At 61.4% G+C, this 20,201-nt stretch carries 15 protein-coding genes and 3 pseudogenes; 10 read left to right on the top strand and 8 right to left on the bottom strand.

Annotation, left to right across the window (positions count from 1 at the left end):
• Position 1: 1 nt before the first annotated feature.
• The 6 genes from AC3IYG_RS23155 to AC3IYG_RS23130 all read right to left on the bottom strand — a co-directional run bounded on the left by AC3IYG_RS23155 (position 2) and on the right by AC3IYG_RS23130 (position 10,762).
• The gene (locus tag AC3IYG_RS23155; RefSeq protein WP_489332335.1) at positions 2–2,317 is read right to left on the bottom strand and encodes an efflux RND transporter permease subunit; all 2,316 of its coding nucleotides are present in this window, start codon (positions 2,315–2,317) and stop codon (positions 2–4) included.
• A 107-nt stretch (positions 2,318–2,424) separates the two neighbouring features.
• Positions 2,425–4,098 carry a DUF1302 domain-containing protein gene (locus AC3IYG_RS23150; protein WP_489332304.1) on the bottom strand — a complete coding sequence of 558 codons (1,674 nt, stop codon included), beginning with the start codon at positions 4,096–4,098 and terminating at the stop codon, positions 2,425–2,427.
• A gap of 21 nt (positions 4,099–4,119) precedes the next feature.
• A complete protein-coding gene (locus AC3IYG_RS23145; RefSeq protein WP_489332303.1) occupies positions 4,120–5,541 on the bottom strand; it encodes a DUF1329 domain-containing protein in 1,422 nt (473 codons plus the stop codon).
• Positions 5,542–6,310: 769 nt separating this feature from the next.
• Complete coding sequence (locus AC3IYG_RS23140) at positions 6,311–9,340, bottom strand: efflux RND transporter permease subunit (RefSeq protein ID WP_181087135.1); 3,030 nt, start codon at positions 9,338–9,340, stop codon at positions 6,311–6,313.
• Between the two features lie 4 nt (positions 9,341–9,344).
• Positions 9,345–10,436 (bottom strand): efflux RND transporter periplasmic adaptor subunit, encoded by a 1,092-nt coding sequence (locus AC3IYG_RS23135; protein ID WP_181087136.1) that lies wholly within the window; start codon positions 10,434–10,436, stop codon positions 9,345–9,347.
• A gap of 44 nt (positions 10,437–10,480) precedes the next feature.
• Complete coding sequence (locus AC3IYG_RS23130; protein WP_431657232.1) at positions 10,481–10,762, bottom strand: hypothetical protein; 282 nt, start codon at positions 10,760–10,762, stop codon at positions 10,481–10,483.
• Positions 10,763–11,264: 502 nt separating this feature from the next.
• Between AC3IYG_RS23130 and qhpR the strand changes: the two genes are divergently transcribed.
• The 7 genes and pseudogenes from qhpR (at position 11,265) to radC (ending at position 17,041) form a co-directional block, all read left to right on the top strand.
• Entirely contained in the window at positions 11,265–12,398 is a 1,134-nt protein-coding gene (gene qhpR / locus AC3IYG_RS23125; protein WP_489332301.1) for an AraC-like transcriptional regulator QhpR, read from the top strand.
• Between the two features lie 13 nt (positions 12,399–12,411).
• Positions 12,412–12,849 (top strand): AraC family transcriptional regulator ligand-binding domain-containing protein, encoded by a 438-nt coding sequence (locus tag AC3IYG_RS23120; RefSeq protein WP_431657234.1) that lies wholly within the window; start codon positions 12,412–12,414, stop codon positions 12,847–12,849.
• 186 nt (positions 12,850–13,035) lie between these two features.
• Positions 13,036–14,721: an IS21 family transposase gene (gene istA / locus AC3IYG_RS23115; protein WP_041506137.1), complete on the top strand. Its 1,686-nt coding sequence runs from the start codon at positions 13,036–13,038 to the stop codon at positions 14,719–14,721.
• Complete coding sequence (istB, locus tag AC3IYG_RS23110) at positions 14,609–15,358, top strand: IS21-like element IS1474 family helper ATPase IstB (RefSeq protein WP_003460139.1); 750 nt, start codon at positions 14,609–14,611, stop codon at positions 15,356–15,358. The genes istA and istB overlap by 113 nt, the downstream gene beginning before the upstream one ends.
• 126 nt (positions 15,359–15,484) lie before the next feature.
• Positions 15,485–15,664, top strand: a pseudogene (locus AC3IYG_RS23105) (AraC family transcriptional regulator ligand-binding domain-containing protein); the annotation flags it as partial.
• Between the two features lie 39 nt (positions 15,665–15,703).
• A complete protein-coding gene (locus tag AC3IYG_RS23100) occupies positions 15,704–16,138 on the top strand; it encodes a helix-turn-helix domain-containing protein (protein WP_244169010.1) in 435 nt (144 codons plus the stop codon).
• A gap of 396 nt (positions 16,139–16,534) precedes the next feature.
• A complete protein-coding gene (gene radC / locus AC3IYG_RS23095) occupies positions 16,535–17,041 on the top strand; it encodes a RadC family protein (protein ID WP_217474408.1) in 507 nt (168 codons plus the stop codon).
• 36 nt (positions 17,042–17,077) lie between these two features.
• Here radC and AC3IYG_RS23090 read toward each other — a convergent pair.
• A pseudogene (locus AC3IYG_RS23090) lies at positions 17,078–17,305 on the bottom strand (NYN domain-containing protein); the annotation flags it as partial.
• A 185-nt stretch (positions 17,306–17,490) separates the two neighbouring features.
• The gene (locus tag AC3IYG_RS23085) at positions 17,491–18,069 is read right to left on the bottom strand and encodes a TetR/AcrR family transcriptional regulator (protein WP_428617050.1); all 579 of its coding nucleotides are present in this window, start codon (positions 18,067–18,069) and stop codon (positions 17,491–17,493) included.
• 152 nt (positions 18,070–18,221) lie between these two features.
• Between AC3IYG_RS23085 and AC3IYG_RS23080 the strand changes: the two genes are divergently transcribed.
• The 3 genes and pseudogenes from AC3IYG_RS23080 to AC3IYG_RS23070 all read left to right on the top strand — a co-directional run.
• Positions 18,222–19,115 carry an alpha/beta hydrolase gene (locus tag AC3IYG_RS23080; protein WP_244168998.1) on the top strand — a complete coding sequence of 298 codons (894 nt, stop codon included), beginning with the start codon at positions 18,222–18,224 and terminating at the stop codon, positions 19,113–19,115.
• 10 nt (positions 19,116–19,125) lie between these two features.
• The gene (locus AC3IYG_RS23075; protein ID WP_092320698.1) at positions 19,126–19,962 is read left to right on the top strand and encodes an SDR family NAD(P)-dependent oxidoreductase; all 837 of its coding nucleotides are present in this window, start codon (positions 19,126–19,128) and stop codon (positions 19,960–19,962) included.
• Between the two features lie 9 nt (positions 19,963–19,971).
• Positions 19,972–20,169 (top strand): annotated as a pseudogene (locus AC3IYG_RS23070) (DUF1329 domain-containing protein); the annotation flags it as partial.
• Between the last annotated feature and the right edge of the window lie 32 nt (positions 20,170–20,201).

The raw sequence follows: 20,201 nt of genomic DNA, 5'->3' as shown, positions 1-20,201 counted from the left end.
CTCAATGCGCCAGGGCGCCGATCATGCGCACCGGGCGCTTGCGCGGGAACACCCGCTCCAGCCAGACGGCAAAGGCCGGCAGCACGGTCATGGCCATAACCATGTTGACCATGAACATGAAGGCCAGCAGCTTGCCCATGTCGGCCTGGAACTTGAGCTCGGAAAACGCCCAGGTGGCCACACCGATGGCCAGGGTGATGGCAGTGAAAATGGTCGCCACGCCGACCTCGAGCAGCGCGTGCTCGACGGCCTTGACGATCGGCTGGCCATTGGCCTGGTGCAGTTGCAGGCGGTTGTAGATGTAGAAGGCGTAATCCACACCGATGCCCACCGCCAGCACCATCACCGGCAGGGTGGCGATGGTCAGGCCGATCTGCAGCTCCTTCATGAACCAGTAGCCGATGAAGGTGCCGATGGTCAGCGGCAGACAGCACACCAGCACGGCGCGCAGGTCTCGGTAGACGGCGAACACCAGCAGGGCGATGGCGGCGTAGACGTACAGCAGCATCGGCATCTCGCTCTTCTCCACCTCCTCGTTGATGGCCGCCAGTACCCCGGCATTGCCCGAGGCCAGGCGTACCGAGACGCCCGCCATAGGGAACTCGGCGCGAAACGCCTTGGCCGCCTCGAGCACACGGTTGATGGTGGTCGCCTTATGGTCGGCCAGATACAGGTGCACGGCGGTCATGCTGCAGTCGCCGCGCATGATCCCGGAGAGACGCGCCACCTCGGTGACCAGCGAGGAGTAGTTCATGGCGTCGATGGGCACCGCGCTCATCTTCGGGTTGCCCTCGTTGTAGCCCTCGTTGAACTGGCGCATCGCGCTGGAGAAGGAGGCCACCGAGAGCACCCCGGGCACCCCCTGCATGGCCCAGACGAAACGATCCTGGTACTGCCCCAGGGCCACGTTCTCGCAGGCGCCATTGACCTCGCCGGATCCGTCCGGCTGGACCTCGAAGACCACGCTGAGCCAGTCCAGGCCGATGTCGTAGCTGCCGGCGATGGACACTGCGTCGCGATTGAAACGGGCGTCCTCACGCAGCTCCGGCGCACCGGCCTGCAGCGTACCGACGACCCGGTCGTGGCTCTGCCAGACAGCCACAACGAACACCAGCAGAGCGACACCGAGCACCAGCTGGGCGTTGCGCCATTCGGCCAGGCGCGCCAGGCCGTGCAGCCAACGCGCACGGCGCTCGCGGGAGACTTCCTCGGCAGCAGCGTAGCTGCCGTCGACCTTGAGCATCGAGGCCACCAGTGGCAGCATCACCAGGTTGGTGATGATCTTGAAGGCCACGCCAAGCGAGGCAGTGATGGCCAGCTCGCGCACCATCGGAATCGGGATCAGCAGCAGCGTGACGAAGGACACCAAGGCCGTCACCAGCGCCAGGGTGCCCGGAATCAGCAGGCCGCTGAAGCTGGAACGAGCCGCCTGCTCGGCGCTCTTACCACAGGCGATCTCCCGCACGATGTAGTTGATCTGCTGCACGCCGTGGGACACGCCAATGGCGAACACCAAAAAGGGCACCAGCACAGCCAGCGGATCGAGGCCGTAGCCGAGCAGGCGCAGGCTGCCGAACTGCCAGACCAGCGAGGTCAGCGAGCAGCCCAGCGCCAGCAGGGTGAAGCGCACGGAATGGCAGTACCAGTAGACCGCCGCAGCGGTCAGCAGTAGCGCCAGCAGGCAGAACTCCAGAACCGCGGTGGCGCCGTCGGCAATATCGCCGATCTGCTTGGCGAAGCCGATGATCTGGATCTCGAACGCCTCGTCCTCGAACTGGGCGCGGATCTGCTGCTCTAGCACTTGGTTGTAGGCCACATAGTCCAGCTGCTGGCCGTTCTCGTCGAGTTCGTTGAGTTCGGCGGTGATCATCGCGCTGCTCTGATCACGCGCCACCAGCGTGCCGGTAAAGCCGCCCTGGGCGGTGGAGCTGGCGATTCTGTCGACTATCCCCTGGTCGAGACGCTCGGGCGTCACAGTGCCGGGGATCAAGGGGTCTGCACGAAAGCCTTCCTCGGTAATCTCGTTGACGAAGGAGTTGGGCGTCCACAGTGACTGCACGCTGCTGCGCGATATCCCGGGCAGGAAAGTCACAGCCTGGGTCACCTCGTACAGCCGCTTGAGCCCGGCTACATTCCAGATTGAGCCATCGCGGGCCTTGACCACGATGGTCAGGCGGTTCGCCCCGATAAGGTCGCTGCGGTAGGCCTGGAAGGTCTCGACGTACTCGTGGCCAAGGGGCAGCTGCTTCTCGAAGCCGGCATCCATGCGCAGCTGTACGGCGAACCAGGACATACCCAGGGTGAACAGGGCAAGCATCGCCAGCACCAGGCGGCGCCGACGGAACAGCCAGTCCTCCAGGCGTGGCAGCACGCCACGCCCCCTTTCGTCGGACTTATCTACAACAGGAGTATTCACAGCGTGCCTCACATCGAGTGCGAAACGGACAAGCCCACGTAATCGCGATCACGCAGCGGCTGGTCGTAAGGGGTGTCGGCGTCGTTGAACTTGGCGTAGTTCAGGCTGACCTGCCAGTTACCCGGGTTGCGCACGAAGTTCAGGTACAGGTTCATCGCGCTGGCATCACGGGTGTAGGTCGAGTTCACCGAAGGCGTGCGTCCGTTGCCGAGCGCCTGCTGATAGTAGATACCGGGGGTCACGGTCCAGCCGGGGATCAGTGTGCTGTCATAGGTCAGGCTGAAGTCCAGGTGAATGCCCGAGGAGGTCGCATCGCCACGCGACTTGGGCGGGAACTGCGACATGTCCTCGACCCAGCTGTTGGCGCCCGGTGCGAGCAGCTCGCCGTCGTAACTGTCGTGCAGTCCCGGATACTTCACCAGCACCAGCTCCGTCAGCAAGGTCCCGGTGCTGGCCCCGGTGAACTCGAGAAAGTCCGGAGAGTTGGCGTTGGTCAGGCTGTAGATGCCGGTCAGGTGCCACTGGAACTTCTTGGTGTCTTTCCAGCACTCCCCGTCCCGCCCCGAGCAAGGCGCTGGGCCGAATGCGAAGCCCGGCAACGGGTTGAGCGGCACCGCTTCCTTGGGGCGGTAGGACAGCTCAGTGCCCACGGCCCAGTCGCCGACCGGCAGGTTGGCGCTGATGCCGTAAAGCATGCGGTCCTCCGGGTAGATCCAAGTGGGTGCGAAGCTGGCCTGGTCGTAGCGCTGCTGCGGCAGCTTGTCGTGATAACGCATCACGTAGAAACCGTAGTTGACGTCACTGTCCTCCGGCTGCCAGCGTACCGAGAGGCCCCACTGGCCACTGTCACGGGCGTCTTTGTCGTCGAAGCCGTACTCCTGCATGCCCTCGCCGATCACGTTGTAGGTCGACCAGTAGCTGCCCACCGGCGGCAACTCGCTCTTATTCCAGGCAAACTGATAGTAGAGCTCGACGTTCACACCATAGCCCAGGCCGCTGGCGACGCTGAGCATCGGTGCCGGCAGCAAGGCCTCCTTGAGCTGCACCCCTGGGTTCGATAGCGCCTGGATATCGTAAGCGTTGGTAGCGTTGATGCCGCCCACCGCGAACAGACTCTCGCCCCAGTTGATCACCTGGTTGCCCAGGCGCGCCCGCGCCCGGTGCTCCCCCACGTCGAAGCCCTTGCTCACCCACAGGTCGAGCAAGCGCGCCTTGAACTTCAGATCGTCACGCGCGTCATCGGTCAGCCCATCGCTGCCGATATCCGAGCCCATGGCCTGCCAGAACTGGGTTTCGGCACCCAGCGCCCCGGTGGTATGAGTGGCGGCGAAGTCGCGCTTCCAGCTGCCGCGCGCCATGAACGTAAAGTCCTCGGGGAACTTCAGCAGCAGCTCGTGAACGCCCTTGAGGTAGTGGGTGAACAGGTCGCCCTTGTCATAGTTGAGGTTGCCCTGATCGCCAATACCGGAAACGGTCGAATCCAGACAGGCAGGGGCGCCGCTGCCAGCAGCACCGGCGTTGACCAGATCGCAGCCCTGCGACTGGGTGCGCACGCCCATGCCCCAGCCGATGGTGGAATCGAACGAGCCACGGACATTCTCTGTCTCGAAGGTGAAGCCCATGGCCAGAGGCGTTGTGCAGGCAATGACCAGCCCCGATGCTTTAGCAATTATTTTATTCATATCGGATCCCAAGAGTCGCGATTAGCGTTCGCTGATGGCGCGCAGGTTGTCGGAGGTGTAGAAACCGCGCTTATGCCGCGGATTGCCTTCGCTCTCGGTCAGCCAGCGGAGATCCTTGCTGGCGCCGATGGTGCTCAAGTCGAAGAGGTAACGGCCGTCCGCCAGGTTGTACTGCACCAAAGCCTGCGTATCGCAAGCACCGGTCTCGTACACAGGAATCGTGAAGCCTTCGCGCACCTTCCAGATCTGCCCTTGCTTGTCGTAGTCGACGGCCATCACGGCGTTCCAGCTGTCTTCATCGATGTAGAACAGACGCTTCGGCGCCTGGTGGCGCATGCCCTGGCGGACATTGGCCTCGACGACCCACACTCGATGCAGTTCATAGCGGCGCGACTCGGGCGCGATCGAATCGTCCTGGGCAACCTCTTCGACCTTGGCGGACGTGTCGTAGGCGCCAAAAGCGTTGTAGGACACGATCAACTCCTGCTTGCCGACCAGTTTCCAGTCGAAGCGATCCAGGGGACCGAAGAAGATGTTCGCTTCATCGACGCTGTACTGGTTATCCATACCGATCTGCGGCGTGTCATAGGAGTAAGCGGGCATGCGCCTTACGCGCCGCTGGCCGGGAAAGTAATAGAAAGTAGTTGCCTGCTCACCAGCCACAGCGCTCTGCACGGCAGCCTGACCCGCCAGGGCAGCCGGCTCCAGGAAAGAAAAGTAGGTGGCGTTTTCTATCCGGCCGACGGAAGAGAACAGCGCACTCCCCTTCTCCCCCCAAGGGGTAAAGAAGGACACATCATTCGAAGCACGCAGCCAATCCCCTCCCGCCTTACGTGGGGAGATCCCGGCGATGGACTTGGGAATGTCGAGGCCGACGCCACGGTAGCGCATCTTCATGTTCCACATGACCTCGGCGCCGGTCGTAGGCATCGGGAACGGAACGCCAGGAACATAGGCTTCCTTCAGCGCAAGACCATCACTATCGAGGGTAGCGAAGCCGACGTTTTTCCTGGTGTTCTCGGCAACGAAGTCCGGCACGCCGCAGCTGCGACGGGTGGGGTACACATTCATTCGATAGCCCGGGATCTTCTTGAACAGCTCAAGCTGGCCCGGCGACAGCTTGCTCGCGTGCTGCGAGACATTACTCGCGTCGATACTGTAGAGCGGCTTGTCGTCCTTGAACTTCCAGTGCTGGCCACGCACCTCACCGTAAGTCCAGTCACCACCCTGAGGGCCGGGCTGCGTCCAGGCCGGAATCACCCCATCAGCACTTGCCGCTACCTCCCCTCCCAGCGGCGTCAATGCCGTCCCCAGCAAAGCAGGATCCTGCTTCGCAGCCTGAACAGAACCCATTGCAGTCGACGCTACAACGGCCACGAGCAGATGCCTGACGCCACGGCGGTTAACAACGCCGACTTCTGGGCGCTCAATCACTTCTTTCATTGGGGTGTCCTCACGGGGCTTTGACTGGCGGCACTACCTTCCCGACAGGGAAATCGGCTTGCGCCTAGATTACTAATCAAATGACATAGTCATTTGAACAAGTCCTTTGACAAGAAAAAGCAATCCACATGCCAAACCCTAAAGCCCAGTTAAAATCATTATTTATCAGTAGCTTATAGATACCAGTGAGGAGTCATGCGGTAGCCTCTTGTCCTCGACTGCACCAGCATGTAGCAGTACGCCGCACCATTTTGAGAATTATTGGAACACCTGTTACGAAGATATACGGGCGTAAAAGGGTACGAGCGACTGTCATTCGCAGAACCCGCTCGTGAGCTACGGATACTCGAAGCAATCCCACGCAGCGACCGCATGGCGGCAAAGAGAGTCCCCGCCGGGGGAGATTCATAGGCGCGATTGAGCCGCGAAGTAAGTGGCAGAGGCTGTAGGCGTTGTGACTGCCTGGAGAGATCCGGGAGCTAAGCTCGGCTCCTTCCACATATCCGCGCGCAGCTGCTGCCACGCTGACGTGCAGAACGCATCACCGGCCTCATCGGTAGCAGGAGCCAGGCCAGATTCGGAAGGACGCCAGAGAATTGGTTGATCCCGGCCACGACGCTCAGACCAGGGAAATGTGAACAGCGCACAACTCTTCTGCCCGCACGAAGACTCATGCCGAGCCGGCGAGATCTGGTGACCGTGTCATCTGCGGCGGCTTGTGGAATGGACCCAGGATCGGGGCGGCTCTCAAGCCGCCCCAACGGAGGCTTTACGGCGCGCGGTAGATCAATGCGTAGAACACCGGCAGCACGACCATGGTAAGAACGGTGGCGAACAGAAGCCCGCCGATGATGGTGATGGCCATGGAGACGAAGAAGGCGTCGAACACCAGCGGGATCATGCCTAGCGCCGTGGTCAGCGCGGCCATGGCCACCGGGCGCAGGCGGCTCGCCCCAGCATCGACTATCGCCGGCAGCAGCGCCTTGCCCTCCTCGCACTCCAGATCGATCTGCTCGATCAGCACGATGGCGTTCTTGATCAGCATGCCGATCAGGCTGAGGAAGCCGAGCAAGGCCATAAAGCCGAAGGGCTGTCCGCTGACCAGCAGGCCGGCGGTTACCCCGATCAAGGCCAGCGGCACGCAGAGCCAGATCACCAACGGCTGTCGCAGCGTGTTGAACAGCATGATGGTGATCAGGACCATGACCACGATGAACACCGGGATGCTCGCGGCCAGCCCGGCCTGGGCCTTGCCGGCGTCCTCGTACTCGCCGCCCCACTCCAGGCTGTAGCCGGGCGGCAGCGGCAAGGCCTCGACCTGCGGGCGCAGCCGCGCAAACAGCTCGCTAGCATTACCTTGCCTGGGGTCGGCGTAGACGGTGAGCGTACGCTTGCGGTCTCGACGGTGGATCATCTCGTCCTCGAACACGGTATCGAACGAACGCACCACCTGCTGTAGCGGGATCATCTTCTGCGCCACCGGGCTCCATATCTGCAGATTGGCCAGGTCGTCGATGGCGTTACGTGCTGCGTCATCGACGCGCACTATAATCGGCAGCAGTAGATCAGCCTCGCGATGAACGCCCGCGGTCACGCCCTGGAAGCCCTCGCGAATCGCCGCTGCCACCATGGCACGGGTGATGCCATTGACGTTGGCCTGTTCGTCGGCCAGGGTCGCTCGTACCAGCTTTACACGTTGCCGCCAGTCGGTACGCACCGCCTTGGCATCGGGATCACTCTGGTAGATCTGCTGCACCTGATCGCCAAGCCGGCGCAATTCATCCGGGTCAGGACCGCTCAGGCGGGCCTGGATCTTGCCGCTCACCCCGGTGCCCAGCTCGAACGGCGAGGCATAACTCAGTGCATCCGGGAAACGGCTGGCGAGTTCGTCTTCGACCTTCGCCATCAGTTGGGGGATCAGACGGTAGTCGTCCACACCAACCAGAAACTGTGCATAGGCCGGGTTGGGCTGTTGTGGCTGGTAGGTAAGCAGGAAACGCAGCGAGCCTTCGCCGAGGGTGGTGGTGACGTGCGTCACGCCCCCCTGCTCCAGCAGAAAGCGCTCGATCTCTTCGGCATCGGCGCGCGTAGCATCTATGTGAGCGCCCTGGGGTAACCAGTAATCCACCATAAACTGGGGTCGGGTCGAGCTGGGGAAGAAGCTCTGCTCGACCATGCTGAAGCCCCACAGGGCGACGGCGAACAGGCCGGCCACGCTGGCAGTACTCAAGTAGCGGCGACGGATGCAGATACGCAGCAACTCCTTGTAACGCCGATAGAAACCACCGCCGTAAGGGTCTGCAGTCGCCTGGTCGGGCGCCGGAGCCTTAAGAAACATCACGCACAGCAGCGGCGTCACCGTCACCGCGGTCACCCAGCTCAGCAACAGCGAAACCATTACCACCTGAAACAGCGAGCGGCAGTACTCGCCGGTCTCGTCGTTCGAAGTGCCGATCGCCGCAAAGGCCAGAATGGCGATCAGGGTGGCGCCGAGCAGCGGCCAAGCCGACTGTTTGACGACGATTGAGGCGGCCTGCTCGGCACGCTCGCCGCGCTGTAGACGGACGAGCACGCCGTCGACCACGACGATAGCGTTGTCCACCAGCATACCCAGGGCGATGATCAAGGCCCCCAGAGAGATGCGCTCGAGTGCCACGCCCATGGGATCTAGAAAAAGGAAGGATCCCGCTATGGTCAACAGCAGAACGAAGCCAATCAGCAGCCCGCTGCGCAGGCCCATGAACAGCAGCAGCACCGCCACGACGATGGCCACGGCCTGTAGCAGACTCTCGACGAAACCCGAGATTGCTGTGGTGACGGACTCCGACTGCTGGGAGACGATGCCGAACTCCATGCCGACCGGACGCTGCCCCTCCAGCTCGGCCATGCGTGCCTGCAGCGCCTCGCCCATGGTCACCACGTTGCCACCGGAAACGGTAGAAATGCCCAGGCCGATACCGGCCCGGCCGTCAAAGCGGATCTCGGCGGCGGTAGGTTCTACATAACCGCGCCGGATCCGTGCGAGATCACCAAGCTGGAACTGCCGTCCGTCGCCACCATGAATCAGCAAGGCCTGAAAGTCGCCGATCGAACTGAGGCCACCCGAAGGCGCCAGAGTGACGAAAGCTTTCCCTACCCGCGCTCGCCCGGCATCCGTCGCCAAGCCTTTCTGGCGTAGCTCCTCGATGATGGACGCGGGCGCGATACCCAATTGCGACAGGCGGTCACTATTGAATTCGACAAATATGGCTTCCTGGCGCTCGCCGAAAGTGGTGATCTTGCCAACATCTCGTACCAGCAGCAGCTCACGACGTAGCTGATCGACATAGTTCTTGAGTTCGGCGTAGCTATAGCCGTCGCCGGTGACCACCAGGAACGCGCTATAGACGTCTCCATAGTCGTCAAGCACGATCGACGGCCCAGCACCCGGCGGCAGCTCGCGCTGCACGTCGTCGACCTTGCGCCGCAATTCGTCCCAGACCTGGGGCAGACTTTCGCGGTCGTAGTTGTCCTTGACGGTAACGGTCAGGGTCGACAGGCCCCGCTCGGACTTCGAGCTCACGCGCTCCAGTTGGCCGAGCTGTTGCACGGCCTTCTCCAGGCGGTCGCTGACCTCCTGCTCCACCTCCAGGGCTGAGGCGCCCGCATAAGGCGTGACGACAAGTGCCTCCTTGATAGTGAATTCCGGATCCTCCAGACGGCTCATGTCCTGATAGGTCCACAACCCTGCAACGAGCATCGCTGCAGTGAGCACCAGGGTGACCAGGCGTTTCTTGATGGCAATGGCGGCGATATCCATCGACTCAATTCTCCAAGACGTGCACGGGGAAGCCGTCGCTGAGCGTATGCACGCCCGATACCGCAATGCGATCACCCACCTGCAAGCCGGAGGTCACGAGCACGCTGTCGCCGCTCAGTTCTCCCAGGGTCACGGGGCTACGCTGCACCGTGCCGCTCTGCGCATCGAAACGCCAGACCTGAGGACTATTGTCGGGAGCGGCGAATACCGCATCGGCGGGAATGTACAAGCCAACTGCGGCATCCCCTGCTGGCAGATCGTAGGCGACGTGTCCAGTCATCCCGGGGCTAACGCTAAAGCCAGGCGGCGGCTCGAAGCCGACGGTAACGCGGAAGGTGCGCGTCACCGGGTCGGCCATGCTGGCGAAGGCAGTGATTTTTGCCGCAATCGGTTGTTCGGGCAGCGAGCTCAACACCACGCGGATCTGCGAATTGAGGTCCTCGATGTGTGCCGCCGAGTCGACCTGCGGCGAGCGAGCCCAGAGCACCTCGGGAACTTGAACGCGCATTTCCATGCCACCCTCGCTTTGCAGTATCAGCACCGGCTGCTTGGCCTGCACATTGGCGTAGTCCTCCACCAGTTTGCGCGCTACACGTCCGGCGAAGGGCGCACGCAGCACCGTGTCCTCAATAGCCTTGTTGGCCTGACGCAGGCTGGCATTGGCAACCGCCAAGTTGCGGCGGGTACGATCGACCTCCTGCGCCGCGACGGCCCTGGCCTTGAACGCCGCCTCGTATCGATTGAACTCCAGCTGAGCGGCGTTGCGTTCAGCCGTCGCCCTGTCCCTTTCGGCCTCATAGTCACGAGAGTCGAGTCGTGCCAGCACAGTACCGGCCCCAACTAGCTGCCCCTCGGTGACCGGAAGGTCGATGATTCGCCCGGGGACTTCGAACGCCATGTCCGATTGCTTGACCGCCGAGACGCTGCCGGGAAACCGCAGCGTTCGAACAGCCTCAGCTTGCCCTAGCGTGAACAGTTTTACCGGTCGCGACACCGGTTGGGCCGCTTCCTGCTGCGGGTCGTTGCAGGCAGTAAGTGCCAAGACTATGGCCAGGCACAACGTGGCCGACCGGATGATTCGATTGTTCAGCTTCATGTTCGTCCCCTTCGACGATTCAATGTAAGAAGACTAGTCCCGGCTTAGCTGCTGCACGCCCGATGACCACCCTCGGTCGCCAGCAAGTTATAGCTCATGAAGGCACCGACATCGCTGGTCAGAAGGGACGGCCCCGACCAGCGCATCGGCGCCACAGCGCGGACATAGCTGTAGTCCTGATCTCGGTTGAAGAAGGCCTGGTTCATACCGGATTTGAAGTCGCCCGGGCCCGTGGCGTTGACCCGGATACTGACTCGCGCCAGCGAGTTGCTCAGTAGCACCACGTGACAGACAAGGCAGAGGTTCTGGACGTAATCAGGACTCATGGAAAACCTCGGACAGCAGTGAAACACCTCGCCCTTGAAGCTCAGCGTATCTACTGGCTCGGGATGGCTAGGCCGATTGGCGTAATGGGGCTCCAACTGGCATGACCAAGAGAGGCCGGATGCCACGCATAGGGAGCAAATTTTTCAGCGCACGCGCTGCGAAAGCCTCTGGCTTGTCCCAGCTTTCAAAACCGAGACTTGCTCGATTCGCGTGCTACAGACGGAGGCAGCATTTGGCCCGCCAACAAGGTCGGAAGAAGTCTCCGAAGCTGCCGAACGGATACGCCGGCTGCGGCTGTTTGACGGTAACGATCCTGAGCGAGAACAAGATGGAGGTAGATACCTACAGGGCCGAGCTCATACAGGCGCAGAAAATCGACGCACGGCAAACCTCCATCATTCGGCCGCAGCCAAATGCAGTGTCTTTTATTCTTGGAAGATAGAATTCTGCGCGCCCCCCAGGTCTGGCGCTTTGCATATCACGCCATAAAATATCCAAATAATGTCACCTACCAGCCGCCTAAGCTGTTCTGGAAAATTCGTCGAACGTCCACGGGAGCACGACAATGGACACTCACCGGCCAGCGGTCTTATTCAATCGAACGTTCGAGCATTCGCGATGAATACCTTTGTAAATGGCATCGCTCTGTTAGGCTTCGAAGACTTCGCGCTCGACCAAGGCCTGAATCCATCCGCTGTACTGACCGAGATCGGACTACCCGTCGACGCCAGACTTAGTGTGATAGGGGGCGCCCAATTCAACTCCTTGCTCGAGCTTTGCGCACAGCGATCAGCCGCCCCACTGTTCGGCCTGCAATTTGGTTTACGGCAGGGGGCTCAGGCACTGGGCAATCTGCTGTACCCGATTCAGAATGCCGGTTCGGTGGGCGAAGCACTGCAGGCGCTACAGCGCTACTTTCACGTTCACAGCAACGGCGCCGAGCTGCGCCTCGAGCGCCACGGCAGGTACGCTCGGCTGGTGTATGAAGTGACGGATGGCGGTGCCTATTCAGTCCGCCAGACCGTAGAGCTGGCCATAGGGATAAGTGCCCATTTGCTGCGCAGCCTGCTACAGCACGCCTGGAAGCCGCGAGGCCTGCTGCTTAGACACGCCCCCGGCGCCGAGCTAAGCGCATACCGCCACCTGCTGGGCATTACGCCCCGCTTCGACAGCCCGGACAATGCCTGGGTGTTCGACGAGGCGCTGCTGGATATTTCGCTTAGCACTGCAGACGAGCGGCTCTGCCAGCTGGCCAGGGAGCATCTCGATGTACTGGCACGAATTACCCTGCGGGAATTGCCCGATTACGTGCAGAAGCTTCTTCGCACTTGGCTGCCCGCTGGCCAGGTCACCATCGAGCGGGTCGCCGAGCATCTGCAGGTCAGCCCACGCACCCTGCAGCGCTATCTGCAGACAGAGGACACGAGCTTTCAGGCCTTGCTGGACGACACGCGACAGGCCCTGGCGACGCGCTACCTGCGTGACTCATCGCTGAACCTGACTCAGTTGGCCGCGCTTCTGGGCTATGCAGATCTCAGCACCTTCTCACGCGCCTTCAGGCGCTGGAACGGCATCAGCCCACAACAGTGGCAGCGCTCATTGCTATCCGTGCCAGCCGCCGACTCGTCCACCTAAGGGGCGTATAACCATGTCCGTTAATCCCTTCGTCCGCGCGCTAGGACTTATTGGCTTTGCCGAGTTCGCCATAATGCAGGGGCTCAATCCAGTGCAGATGCTGCGACTTGCAGAACTGCCCCAAGACAGCCTGCAGCACCCCGAAGGCATCTTTGCCTTCCGTCGCTACTGCGCGCTCCTGGATATCTGTCAACGCCATTCAGGCAACCCTTTATTCGGCCTGCAGTTCGGGGGCTTTCAGGGGCTCGATGTATTTGGCGAGCTGCTCTATCTGATTCGCAACGCGCGTACGGTAGGTGACGCCCTCGGCGAGTTGCGCGGCAACTACGCGCTGTACGATGGCGCGGCAGATATAGGTCTCGACAGCGACGGAGACACTACAATCCTCAGCTACCGGGTCGGAGAACTAGACTGCGGATTTCGGAGCACCGTGACCGGCCGTTTCGGTTGATCGTGACCGGTCATTTCGCTAACGCGTGACCGCTCATTTCGGTAGCAACGTGACCGATTTTCCGCCTGTTCCGAAACAGGTGGTCACGGCTTACCGAAATCGCCGGTCACGACTTAGCGAAAGCCTTCCCCTTCGTTGCGCATGACCTGATGCGCCGCCATCCTCGACCGATTTCGGGAGAGGAAGATGGCGGCGCCGCGAGTAGCCATGCGAAACATCAAAGAATGTCTGCGCCTCAAGTTTGAGGCCGGCTTGTCCCACGAGAAGATTGCCCGTGCCTTGCAGCTGTCCAAGGGCGTGGTTAGCAAGTACATCGCGGCGGCGCGGGTGGCCGGGCTGGACTGGCCGGCGCTGGTGGCCATGGACGAGGCCGCGCTGGCGGCCGCCTTGTTTGCACCGACGTCGACGAACAAGCCGCGCGGTGAGCGAGTGCTGCCCGATGTGCTGAGCATCCACCGCGAGTTGCGACGCAAGGGCGTGACCTTGCAGCTGCTGTGGGAGGAATATCTCGCCGCGCATGCGGGCCAGCCGACCTACCGCTACACCCAGTTCGTCGAGCACTACCGGCGCTACGCCCAGACGCTCAAACGTTCGATGCGTCAGCTGCACCGTGCGGGCGAGAAGCTATTCATCGACTATGCCGGGCCGACGCTGCCGGTGGTCGACCCGGCCACCGGCGAAGTGCGCCGGGCGCACATCTTCGTCGCCGCCCTGGGCGCCTCGAATTACACCTATGCCTGCGCGACGCCAGGCGAAACCCAGGTGGACTGGCTGACCTCGCTGGGCCAGGCTCTGACCTACTTTGGCGGCGTGCCGGAAATGGTTGTGCCGGACAATCCGCGCGCCCTGGTCGCCCAGCCGGATCGCTACGAGCCGGGCCTGAACCGGGCCACGCTGGAGTGCGCGCGTCATTACCAGACGGTGATCCTGCCGGCACGGCCACGCAAGCCTCAGGACAAGGCCAAGGCCGAGGTGGCGGTGCAGGTGGTCGAGCGCTGGATCATGGCGCGGCTGCGCCATCGGCAGTTCTTCAGCCTGCATGCGCTCAATCAGGCCATCGCCGAGCTGCTGGAGGATCTGAATCGGCGCCCGTTCAAGCGGCTCGATGGCTGCCGGCGCGACTGGTTCGAGCGCCTGGATCGCCCGGCCTTGCGAGCGCTGCCGGTGCATCCCTACGAGGTCGCCACCTTCAAGCGCTGCAAGGTCAGCATCGACTACCACATCGAGGTCAATGGCAGCTTCTACAGCGTGCCCTCCGCCCTGGCCCGGCAGAACGTGGACGTGCGACTGACGGCACACACCCTGGAAGTGCTGCATGGCAACCGGCGGGTGGCCAGCCACCTGCTGCTGGGGCGACGCGGCGCTTACAGTACCCAGCGCGAGCACATGCCCGCGGCGCACCAGGCGCATCGCGAATGGACGCCACAACGCCTGCTCGACTGGGGCGCGCGGATCGGCCCCTACACGCGCCAACTGATCGATCACCAACTGACCCACAAGCCGCACCCGGAGATGGGCTACCGCGCCTGCCTCGGCCTGCTCTCGCTGGCCCGGCGCTATGGCAATGCACGCCTGGAAGCCGCTGCCGAACGTGCCGTACACCTGCGCGCCTTCACCGGGCGCAGCGTGCGCAACCTGCTCCAGCAAGGCCTGGATCAACAGCCGCTGCCCCAGCGTGCCGCCGAAACGACCTTACCCGGCGACCACGAGAACGTCCGTGGCGCCGACTACTACCAACCCCCGCAACAGGAGCTGTTCGATGATGCCGCAACACACCCTGAATCAACTGCACCAGCTACGCCTGGACGGCATGGCCCGCGCCCTGGAAGAGCAATGGACGCTGCCGGCCAGCCACAGCCTGAGTTTCGATGAGCGCCTCGGCCTGCTGCTCGACCGTGAACTGGCCTGGCGTGACAACCAGCGCCTGGTACGGCTGCGCAAGAAGGCCAAGCTCAAGTACGCCAACGCCTGCCTGGAAGATCTCGACCGCCGCTCCGGTCGCGCCCTGGACGAGCGTCTGATCGCCACCCTGGCCAGTGGCGACTGGATCCGCCAGCAGCACAACCTGCTGCTGACCGGCCCGACCGGTGCCGGCAAAACCTGGCTGGCCTGCGCCCTGGGCAACCAGGCCTGCCGCCAGGGCTATAGCACCCTGTACCTGCGCACCCCGCGCCTGCTGGAACAACTGCGCATCGCTCATGGCGACGGCAGCTTCGGCCGTACCCTGCAACAGCTGGCAAAGGTCGACGTCCTGGTGCTGGACGACTGGGCGCTAGCCCCGCTGGAGGAAGGAGCCCGGCATGACCTGCTGGAGGTGATCGACGACCGCGCTGGCAGCCGCTCCACCATCCTGACGAGCCAACTGCCCATCGAGCACTGGCACGGCTGGATCAACGACCCGACCCTGGCCGATGCCATCCTCGACCGCCTGGTGCACAACGCCTACCGGCTGACGATGAAAGGCGAGTCGCTGCGCCGAAAAAAAGCCGAGGAACAAGCCGCATCGTGACCGATGCGATTACAATCCAGAACCCGCGCAACCGGGGTGGAAGCACCGGTCACGTATTAGCGAAACGCTCGGTCACGTTCACCGAAATCCGCACTAGACCTGCCGGGCCTGGCGCAAGTCGAGGAATTGGTCTGCTCCGTGGGGGTGCAATTACTGCGTGCCCTTCTAGGCGATACCTGGCGCCCTTCGGCCGTCCTACTGCGGCACCGTGCGCTTGGTGATGAGGCAAGCTATCGGAGGGTACTCGGCTCCCAACCCCGCTTCTCGGCCCATTGCTGCGGCATCGAACTGGCGACCTCCGCGCTTTCAAAGCCGCTGAGTACCGCCGATAACGGACTGCACCAGTTGATCGTTGAACACATGCAGAAGATGGAGCGCCTATCTGCCGACGACCTGCCTGGCTACGTCCGGCAACTGCTCCGCCACCTTCTACCCAGCGGCCGCGCCACCGTTGAGAAGGTCGCCGACAGCATGGCACTCAACAGCCGTACCCTGCAGCGTCGCCTGAGTCAGGAAGGCACATCCTTCCAACGGCTGCTCGATGAAACGCGCCAGGACCTGGCCAGCCGTTACCTCGCAGACCCGTTCATTAGCATGATGCAAATATCGGGGCTGCTGGGTTACTCCAATCAGAGCGGGTTCTGTCGGGCGTTCAGTCGCTGGTTTCAAATCACACCATTGGAATGGCAAAAGCAACATTGTTCCAATCGGCAGCCCCGCCTGCTGCGCGCCTCCCGCTTGAACGCACTGCATAGGCGAATCGAAAGCAAGAGCTTATAGGTGCTCGGCCTTCTAGGACTCTATAGCGCGAATATTTCGGTAGCGGCCGTCTGCCAATCGTTTTGATAGGGCACAGGCTACAAGTGGCGACCAGCGTCGTTCCTTTCTCGTTGTTGGTGCAGGCCACATCTGCAGTTCTACTGCTCGCCAACAACGCCTCAGGGCGTTTTAGTCCGTACCGATAGAGCCTGCGCGCTGCGCTTGCTGACGGCGCCTGTGAGATCGGTGGAATGGCGGTCTTGCTGTTTCCTCTCACCCTATCACGGCGTTCTCGCCGTCAAGGGCTGCACGCGCTTCGCGCGCTTGCGGCGGGGCCGGCTATCGCCCCCTGACTGCTGCGCTGCGCCGTGCTGAGCCGGTTCCGGGCAATTCCGCCCGAGCAACTGGAGCATGATCATGTCGCAGCTTTCTCTCGCCTTTGACGCTTCCCTGATGATTCGCGACGAGCAAGGTCGTTATTTGCCTGCTACTGCGGAGCAGATCCTGAACGCTGCTCGCAGGGTGATCGATCAGAAGGTTCAGCGAGGTGCAGCCTTCACGTCTTCGGAGCTGGTCAAGGACTACCTGATCGCGAAGCTGGGTGGCTTTGAGCACGAGGTTTTCGCAGCGCTGTTTCTGGATGCCAAGCATCGCCTGATCCAGTACGTCGAGATGTTCCGCGGCACCATCGACAGTGCGTCTGTGTACCCGCGCGAGATAGTCAAGGAAGCGCTGCGCCTGAATGCAGCTGCTGTGATATTCGCGCACAACCATCCAAGCGGAATTCCAGAGCCAAGCCAAGCTGACAAGGTGCTCACACAACGTTTGAAAGAAGCCTTGGCGCTAGTAGATGTCCGCTCGCTGGATCACATCATCGTGGCAGGCCAACGCACCGTATCTTTCGCTGAGCTTGGGTTGCTATGAACCAAGGGGGCTGAGCCCCCTTTTTGCTGCGCCCTTTCAGGCATGCGCAGCGTGTTCAGCCGATTCCTCTTCCTTCGCTGCCAGCCCCACCGTCCAATGCCCACCGTTCTCTTGGATCAGGTGCAGCAGGTCGTAGGTTCTGATCATGTCGAGCAGACCAGAATGGCCATAAGCAGCACTCTCAAAGGCCGACTTTTTCAACAGAATCGACCTGAAGCTGCCAGTCGCGACGGGCAACAACCGGCCAGAAGCAGCCGTTCCTGCTCATGGATGCTTGAACGCTAGAATGGTGCGACGGGCAACATCAATGATCTCGGCCTTCGAGAATGGCTCCCCTATTAGAACCCCACGAAAGAACAAGGGGGATGAAGCCAGCTTGAGGAATTGGCGTGGATTCGTTGAGAGAGGCAGCTCGCCGCGCTCTATTGCACATTCAGCAGCAGAAATTGCTAAAGGCGGCGACTTCTCAAGCCAGACTGGATGATTGTCAGTGCTGACTGCACAAGAGCCTCGCGACTGACTGACTCCGACCGCAAGGCGTCATCCCGCAACGCCAACGTCAGCACGCCATTCATCATCGACCAGACTGCGTTTGCTGTGCTGTCAGGATCAATTTCTGGATCGATCCATTCCTCTGCAATCCCATCGCGAATGATCGCCGCCATGTGCGCGATCTGCTCCCGCGCCATCGCGCCAATGCGAGAAATAGCCTCAGGATCTTCTGGGGGGTTGGCCAGGATGCGGAACTGATGGGGCCGTTCCATTGCGAAGCTGACGTACGCATTGAAGATTCGCAGACCCCGCTCTTCAGGTGTCCCCTTACCGTCATACGCCTTATCGACGTAGGCACGGTTTTCCTCCATCGAGCGCTCGGCAATAGCGATGAGCAGCGCGGGCTTCCCACCCACCCGGTTGTAGACCGTTTGCAGGGACACGTCGGCCCGACGTGCAACCTCATCGGCTGATACAGCCGCCATCCCCCCCTCAATCAGCAAGGTCTCGGCGATCTCTACCAGGTTCTGGCGCATGTCAGCTGCGCGGCGTTGGGTGCGGGTCAAATTCACGGTCGTCATGGCGGTTGACGGTATCACACTCAATGGATAGAGTCATATCCAACGTTGTAATAGACTCCAACGTTTGAGTTAAAACAATTTCAATACACGACTCCAGGATCATGACCATGAACCGTCTCGATGTTGAGTTCCTGGCTGAGGGCAGCCGCTGTAAGGCTTGGCTCTATCTGCCGAAAACCAAGAAACCTGCTCCAGTCATCGTCATGGCTCATGGCCTGGGGAGCACGCGTGTGATGCGACTCGGTGCCTATGCCGAGCGCTTTAGAGACCTCGGCTATGCCTGTCTGGTTTTTGATTACCGGCATTTTGGTGATAGCGAGGGTGAACCGCGTCAGCTGCTGGATGTGAACAAGCAGTTGCAGGATTGGAAGGCTGCCATCGCCTTCGCACGGACGCGCACTGATGTGGATACAGACAAAGTCGTCCTCTGGGGCACATCCTTCAGTGGAGGTCATGTCATCGCGACTGCCGCCGATGATCAGAGAGTCGCTGCGGTGATCTCCCAGTGCCCCTTCACCGACGGCATGGCCTCCAGCATGGCTGTCCCGCCCCTGACCTCGATCAAGGTCACCATCCGCGCCCTGACAGACAAACTGGGTTCCTGGTTTGGTGCTGCGCCAGTAACGATTGCCCTGGCGGGCAAGCCTGGCTCAACCGCAATGATGTCGGCGGCAGACTGCGAACAGGGCTATCTCCAGCTGGTTCCTGATGCCGCAGCCAAGCAGTTCCCCAACTACGTCGCTGCCCGCATCGCACTGCAAATCCTTACCTACTTCCCTGGTCGGAAAACACCGCAGCTGAATTGCCCGACGCTTTTCTGCGTCTGTGAAACCGACACGGTAGCTCCAGCAAAAGCCACCCTTCGCCATGCCCGTCGTGCTCCCCGTGGCCAGATCAAGATCTACAAGGAGGGGCATTTCGATATCTATCTCGGCGACTCCTTCGAGAGAACCATCGGCGACCAAATCGACTTTCTCCAACGCACCGTTCCCCTGAACTGAGGATCCAATAATGGCTTTTTACAATCTTGATGGGCGCGTTATTGCGATCACCGGTTCGACAGGTGGGCTGGGCTCAGCCGTTTGCCAGGCACTGCTCGACAAAGGTGCCAAGCTCGCATTATTCGACATGGATGGTGCGGCGGTTGAGGCTCAAGCAACAGCCCTCGGCGCCAACACCCGCGCCTGGCAGGTGAATGTCTGCTCGATGGAAAGCATCGACACTGCAATGGAAGAAGCAGCAGCGCACTTTGGCGGCATCGATGTGGTGATTGCGAATGCCGGCATTACTGCATTCGAGCCCCTGGTGACGGGTGATCCCAAGGTCTTCGAGCGGGTGATCGACGTGAACCTACTCGGGGTATGGCGCACCTTCCGTGCCGCCGTAGGTCATGTGCAGAAGCGTCAGGGCTACCTGATGGCGATCTCGTCATTGGCTGCTTTCAGCCATTCACCGTTGCAGGCCTCGTATACCTCAAGCAAGGCCGGCGTATGGGCCATGTGCAACAGCATTCGCCTGGAGCTTCGCCACACGGGTGTCGGCGTCGGTAGCGTGCATCCCACGTTCTTCCATACACCGCTAATGGATCAGACCTTCAAGAGCGCTGCGGGCAGCAAGATCTGGAAAGGAAACAATTCAGGACTCTTCAAAATGGTGGCCCTGGAAGATGTGGTGAAGAGCATCGTGAAGGGCATCGAGAACCGCTCCGACATGATGTTCGTGCCCAAGGAAAACTCCTTCGTCGCACACCTGCCACGTCTGTTCCGCAAGATCCTTGAAGCGGTTGAGTTCAAGGACAGTGAAGTCGCAGCAATGGTCGAGGCCGCCAAGCCCGCTCCAGCCAAATAGAGCATTTCCTTAGCGGAGGCCCACTCCCAGTTCTACTACAACACGCAAGTGCCCTGGTACACCCTGGAAACCATTGCTGACCTGCAAGCTGGCCGGTATCTGGCGATGGGGATGAAGAACGAAGAGAAGCAGGCCTACGACTTCAGTTACACCGCCTCGGAAAGCGATTACACCCCAGCGGCATTACGCCTAGCGGGCGTGCGTTGAGTCGAACCAAGCCACAGCGGTGATTCTGTACA

This window comes from Pseudomonas sp. KH_027 (genome assembly GCF_057838565.1).
The sequence above is the reverse complement of the archived record's forward strand: the minus strand, read 5'-3'. Positions and strand labels throughout refer to the sequence as shown.

Excerpts from the sequence above, each read along its gene's own strand:
- AC3IYG_RS23155 (WP_489332335.1), bottom strand. The coding sequence starts at position 2,317 with ATGCTTGCCCTGTTCACCCTGGGTATGTCCTGGTTCGCCGTACAGCTG.
- AC3IYG_RS23150 (WP_489332304.1), bottom strand. The coding sequence starts at position 4,098 with ATGAATAAAATAATTGCTAAAGCATCGGGGCTGGTCATTGCCTGCACA.
- AC3IYG_RS23145 (WP_489332303.1), bottom strand. The coding sequence starts at position 5,541 with ATGAAAGAAGTGATTGAGCGCCCAGAAGTCGGCGTTGTTAACCGCCGT.
- AC3IYG_RS23140 (WP_181087135.1), bottom strand. The coding sequence starts at position 9,340 with ATGGATATCGCCGCCATTGCCATCAAGAAACGCCTGGTCACCCTGGTG.
- AC3IYG_RS23135 (WP_181087136.1), bottom strand. The coding sequence starts at position 10,436 with ATGAAGCTGAACAATCGAATCATCCGGTCGGCCACGTTGTGCCTGGCC.
- AC3IYG_RS23130 (WP_431657232.1), bottom strand. The coding sequence starts at position 10,762 with ATGAGTCCTGATTACGTCCAGAACCTCTGCCTTGTCTGTCACGTGGTG.
- qhpR (WP_489332301.1), top strand. The coding sequence starts at position 11,265 with ATGTCACCTACCAGCCGCCTAAGCTGTTCTGGAAAATTCGTCGAACGT.
- AC3IYG_RS23120 (WP_431657234.1), top strand. The coding sequence starts at position 12,412 with ATGTCCGTTAATCCCTTCGTCCGCGCGCTAGGACTTATTGGCTTTGCC.
- istA (WP_041506137.1), top strand. The coding sequence starts at position 13,036 with ATGGCGGCGCCGCGAGTAGCCATGCGAAACATCAAAGAATGTCTGCGC.
- istB (WP_003460139.1), top strand. The coding sequence starts at position 14,609 with ATGATGCCGCAACACACCCTGAATCAACTGCACCAGCTACGCCTGGAC.
- radC (WP_217474408.1), top strand. The coding sequence starts at position 16,535 with ATGTCGCAGCTTTCTCTCGCCTTTGACGCTTCCCTGATGATTCGCGAC.
- AC3IYG_RS23085 (WP_428617050.1), bottom strand. The coding sequence starts at position 18,069 with ATGCGCCAGAACCTGGTAGAGATCGCCGAGACCTTGCTGATTGAGGGG.
- AC3IYG_RS23080 (WP_244168998.1), top strand. The coding sequence starts at position 18,222 with ATGAACCGTCTCGATGTTGAGTTCCTGGCTGAGGGCAGCCGCTGTAAG.
- AC3IYG_RS23075 (WP_092320698.1), top strand. The coding sequence starts at position 19,126 with ATGGCTTTTTACAATCTTGATGGGCGCGTTATTGCGATCACCGGTTCG.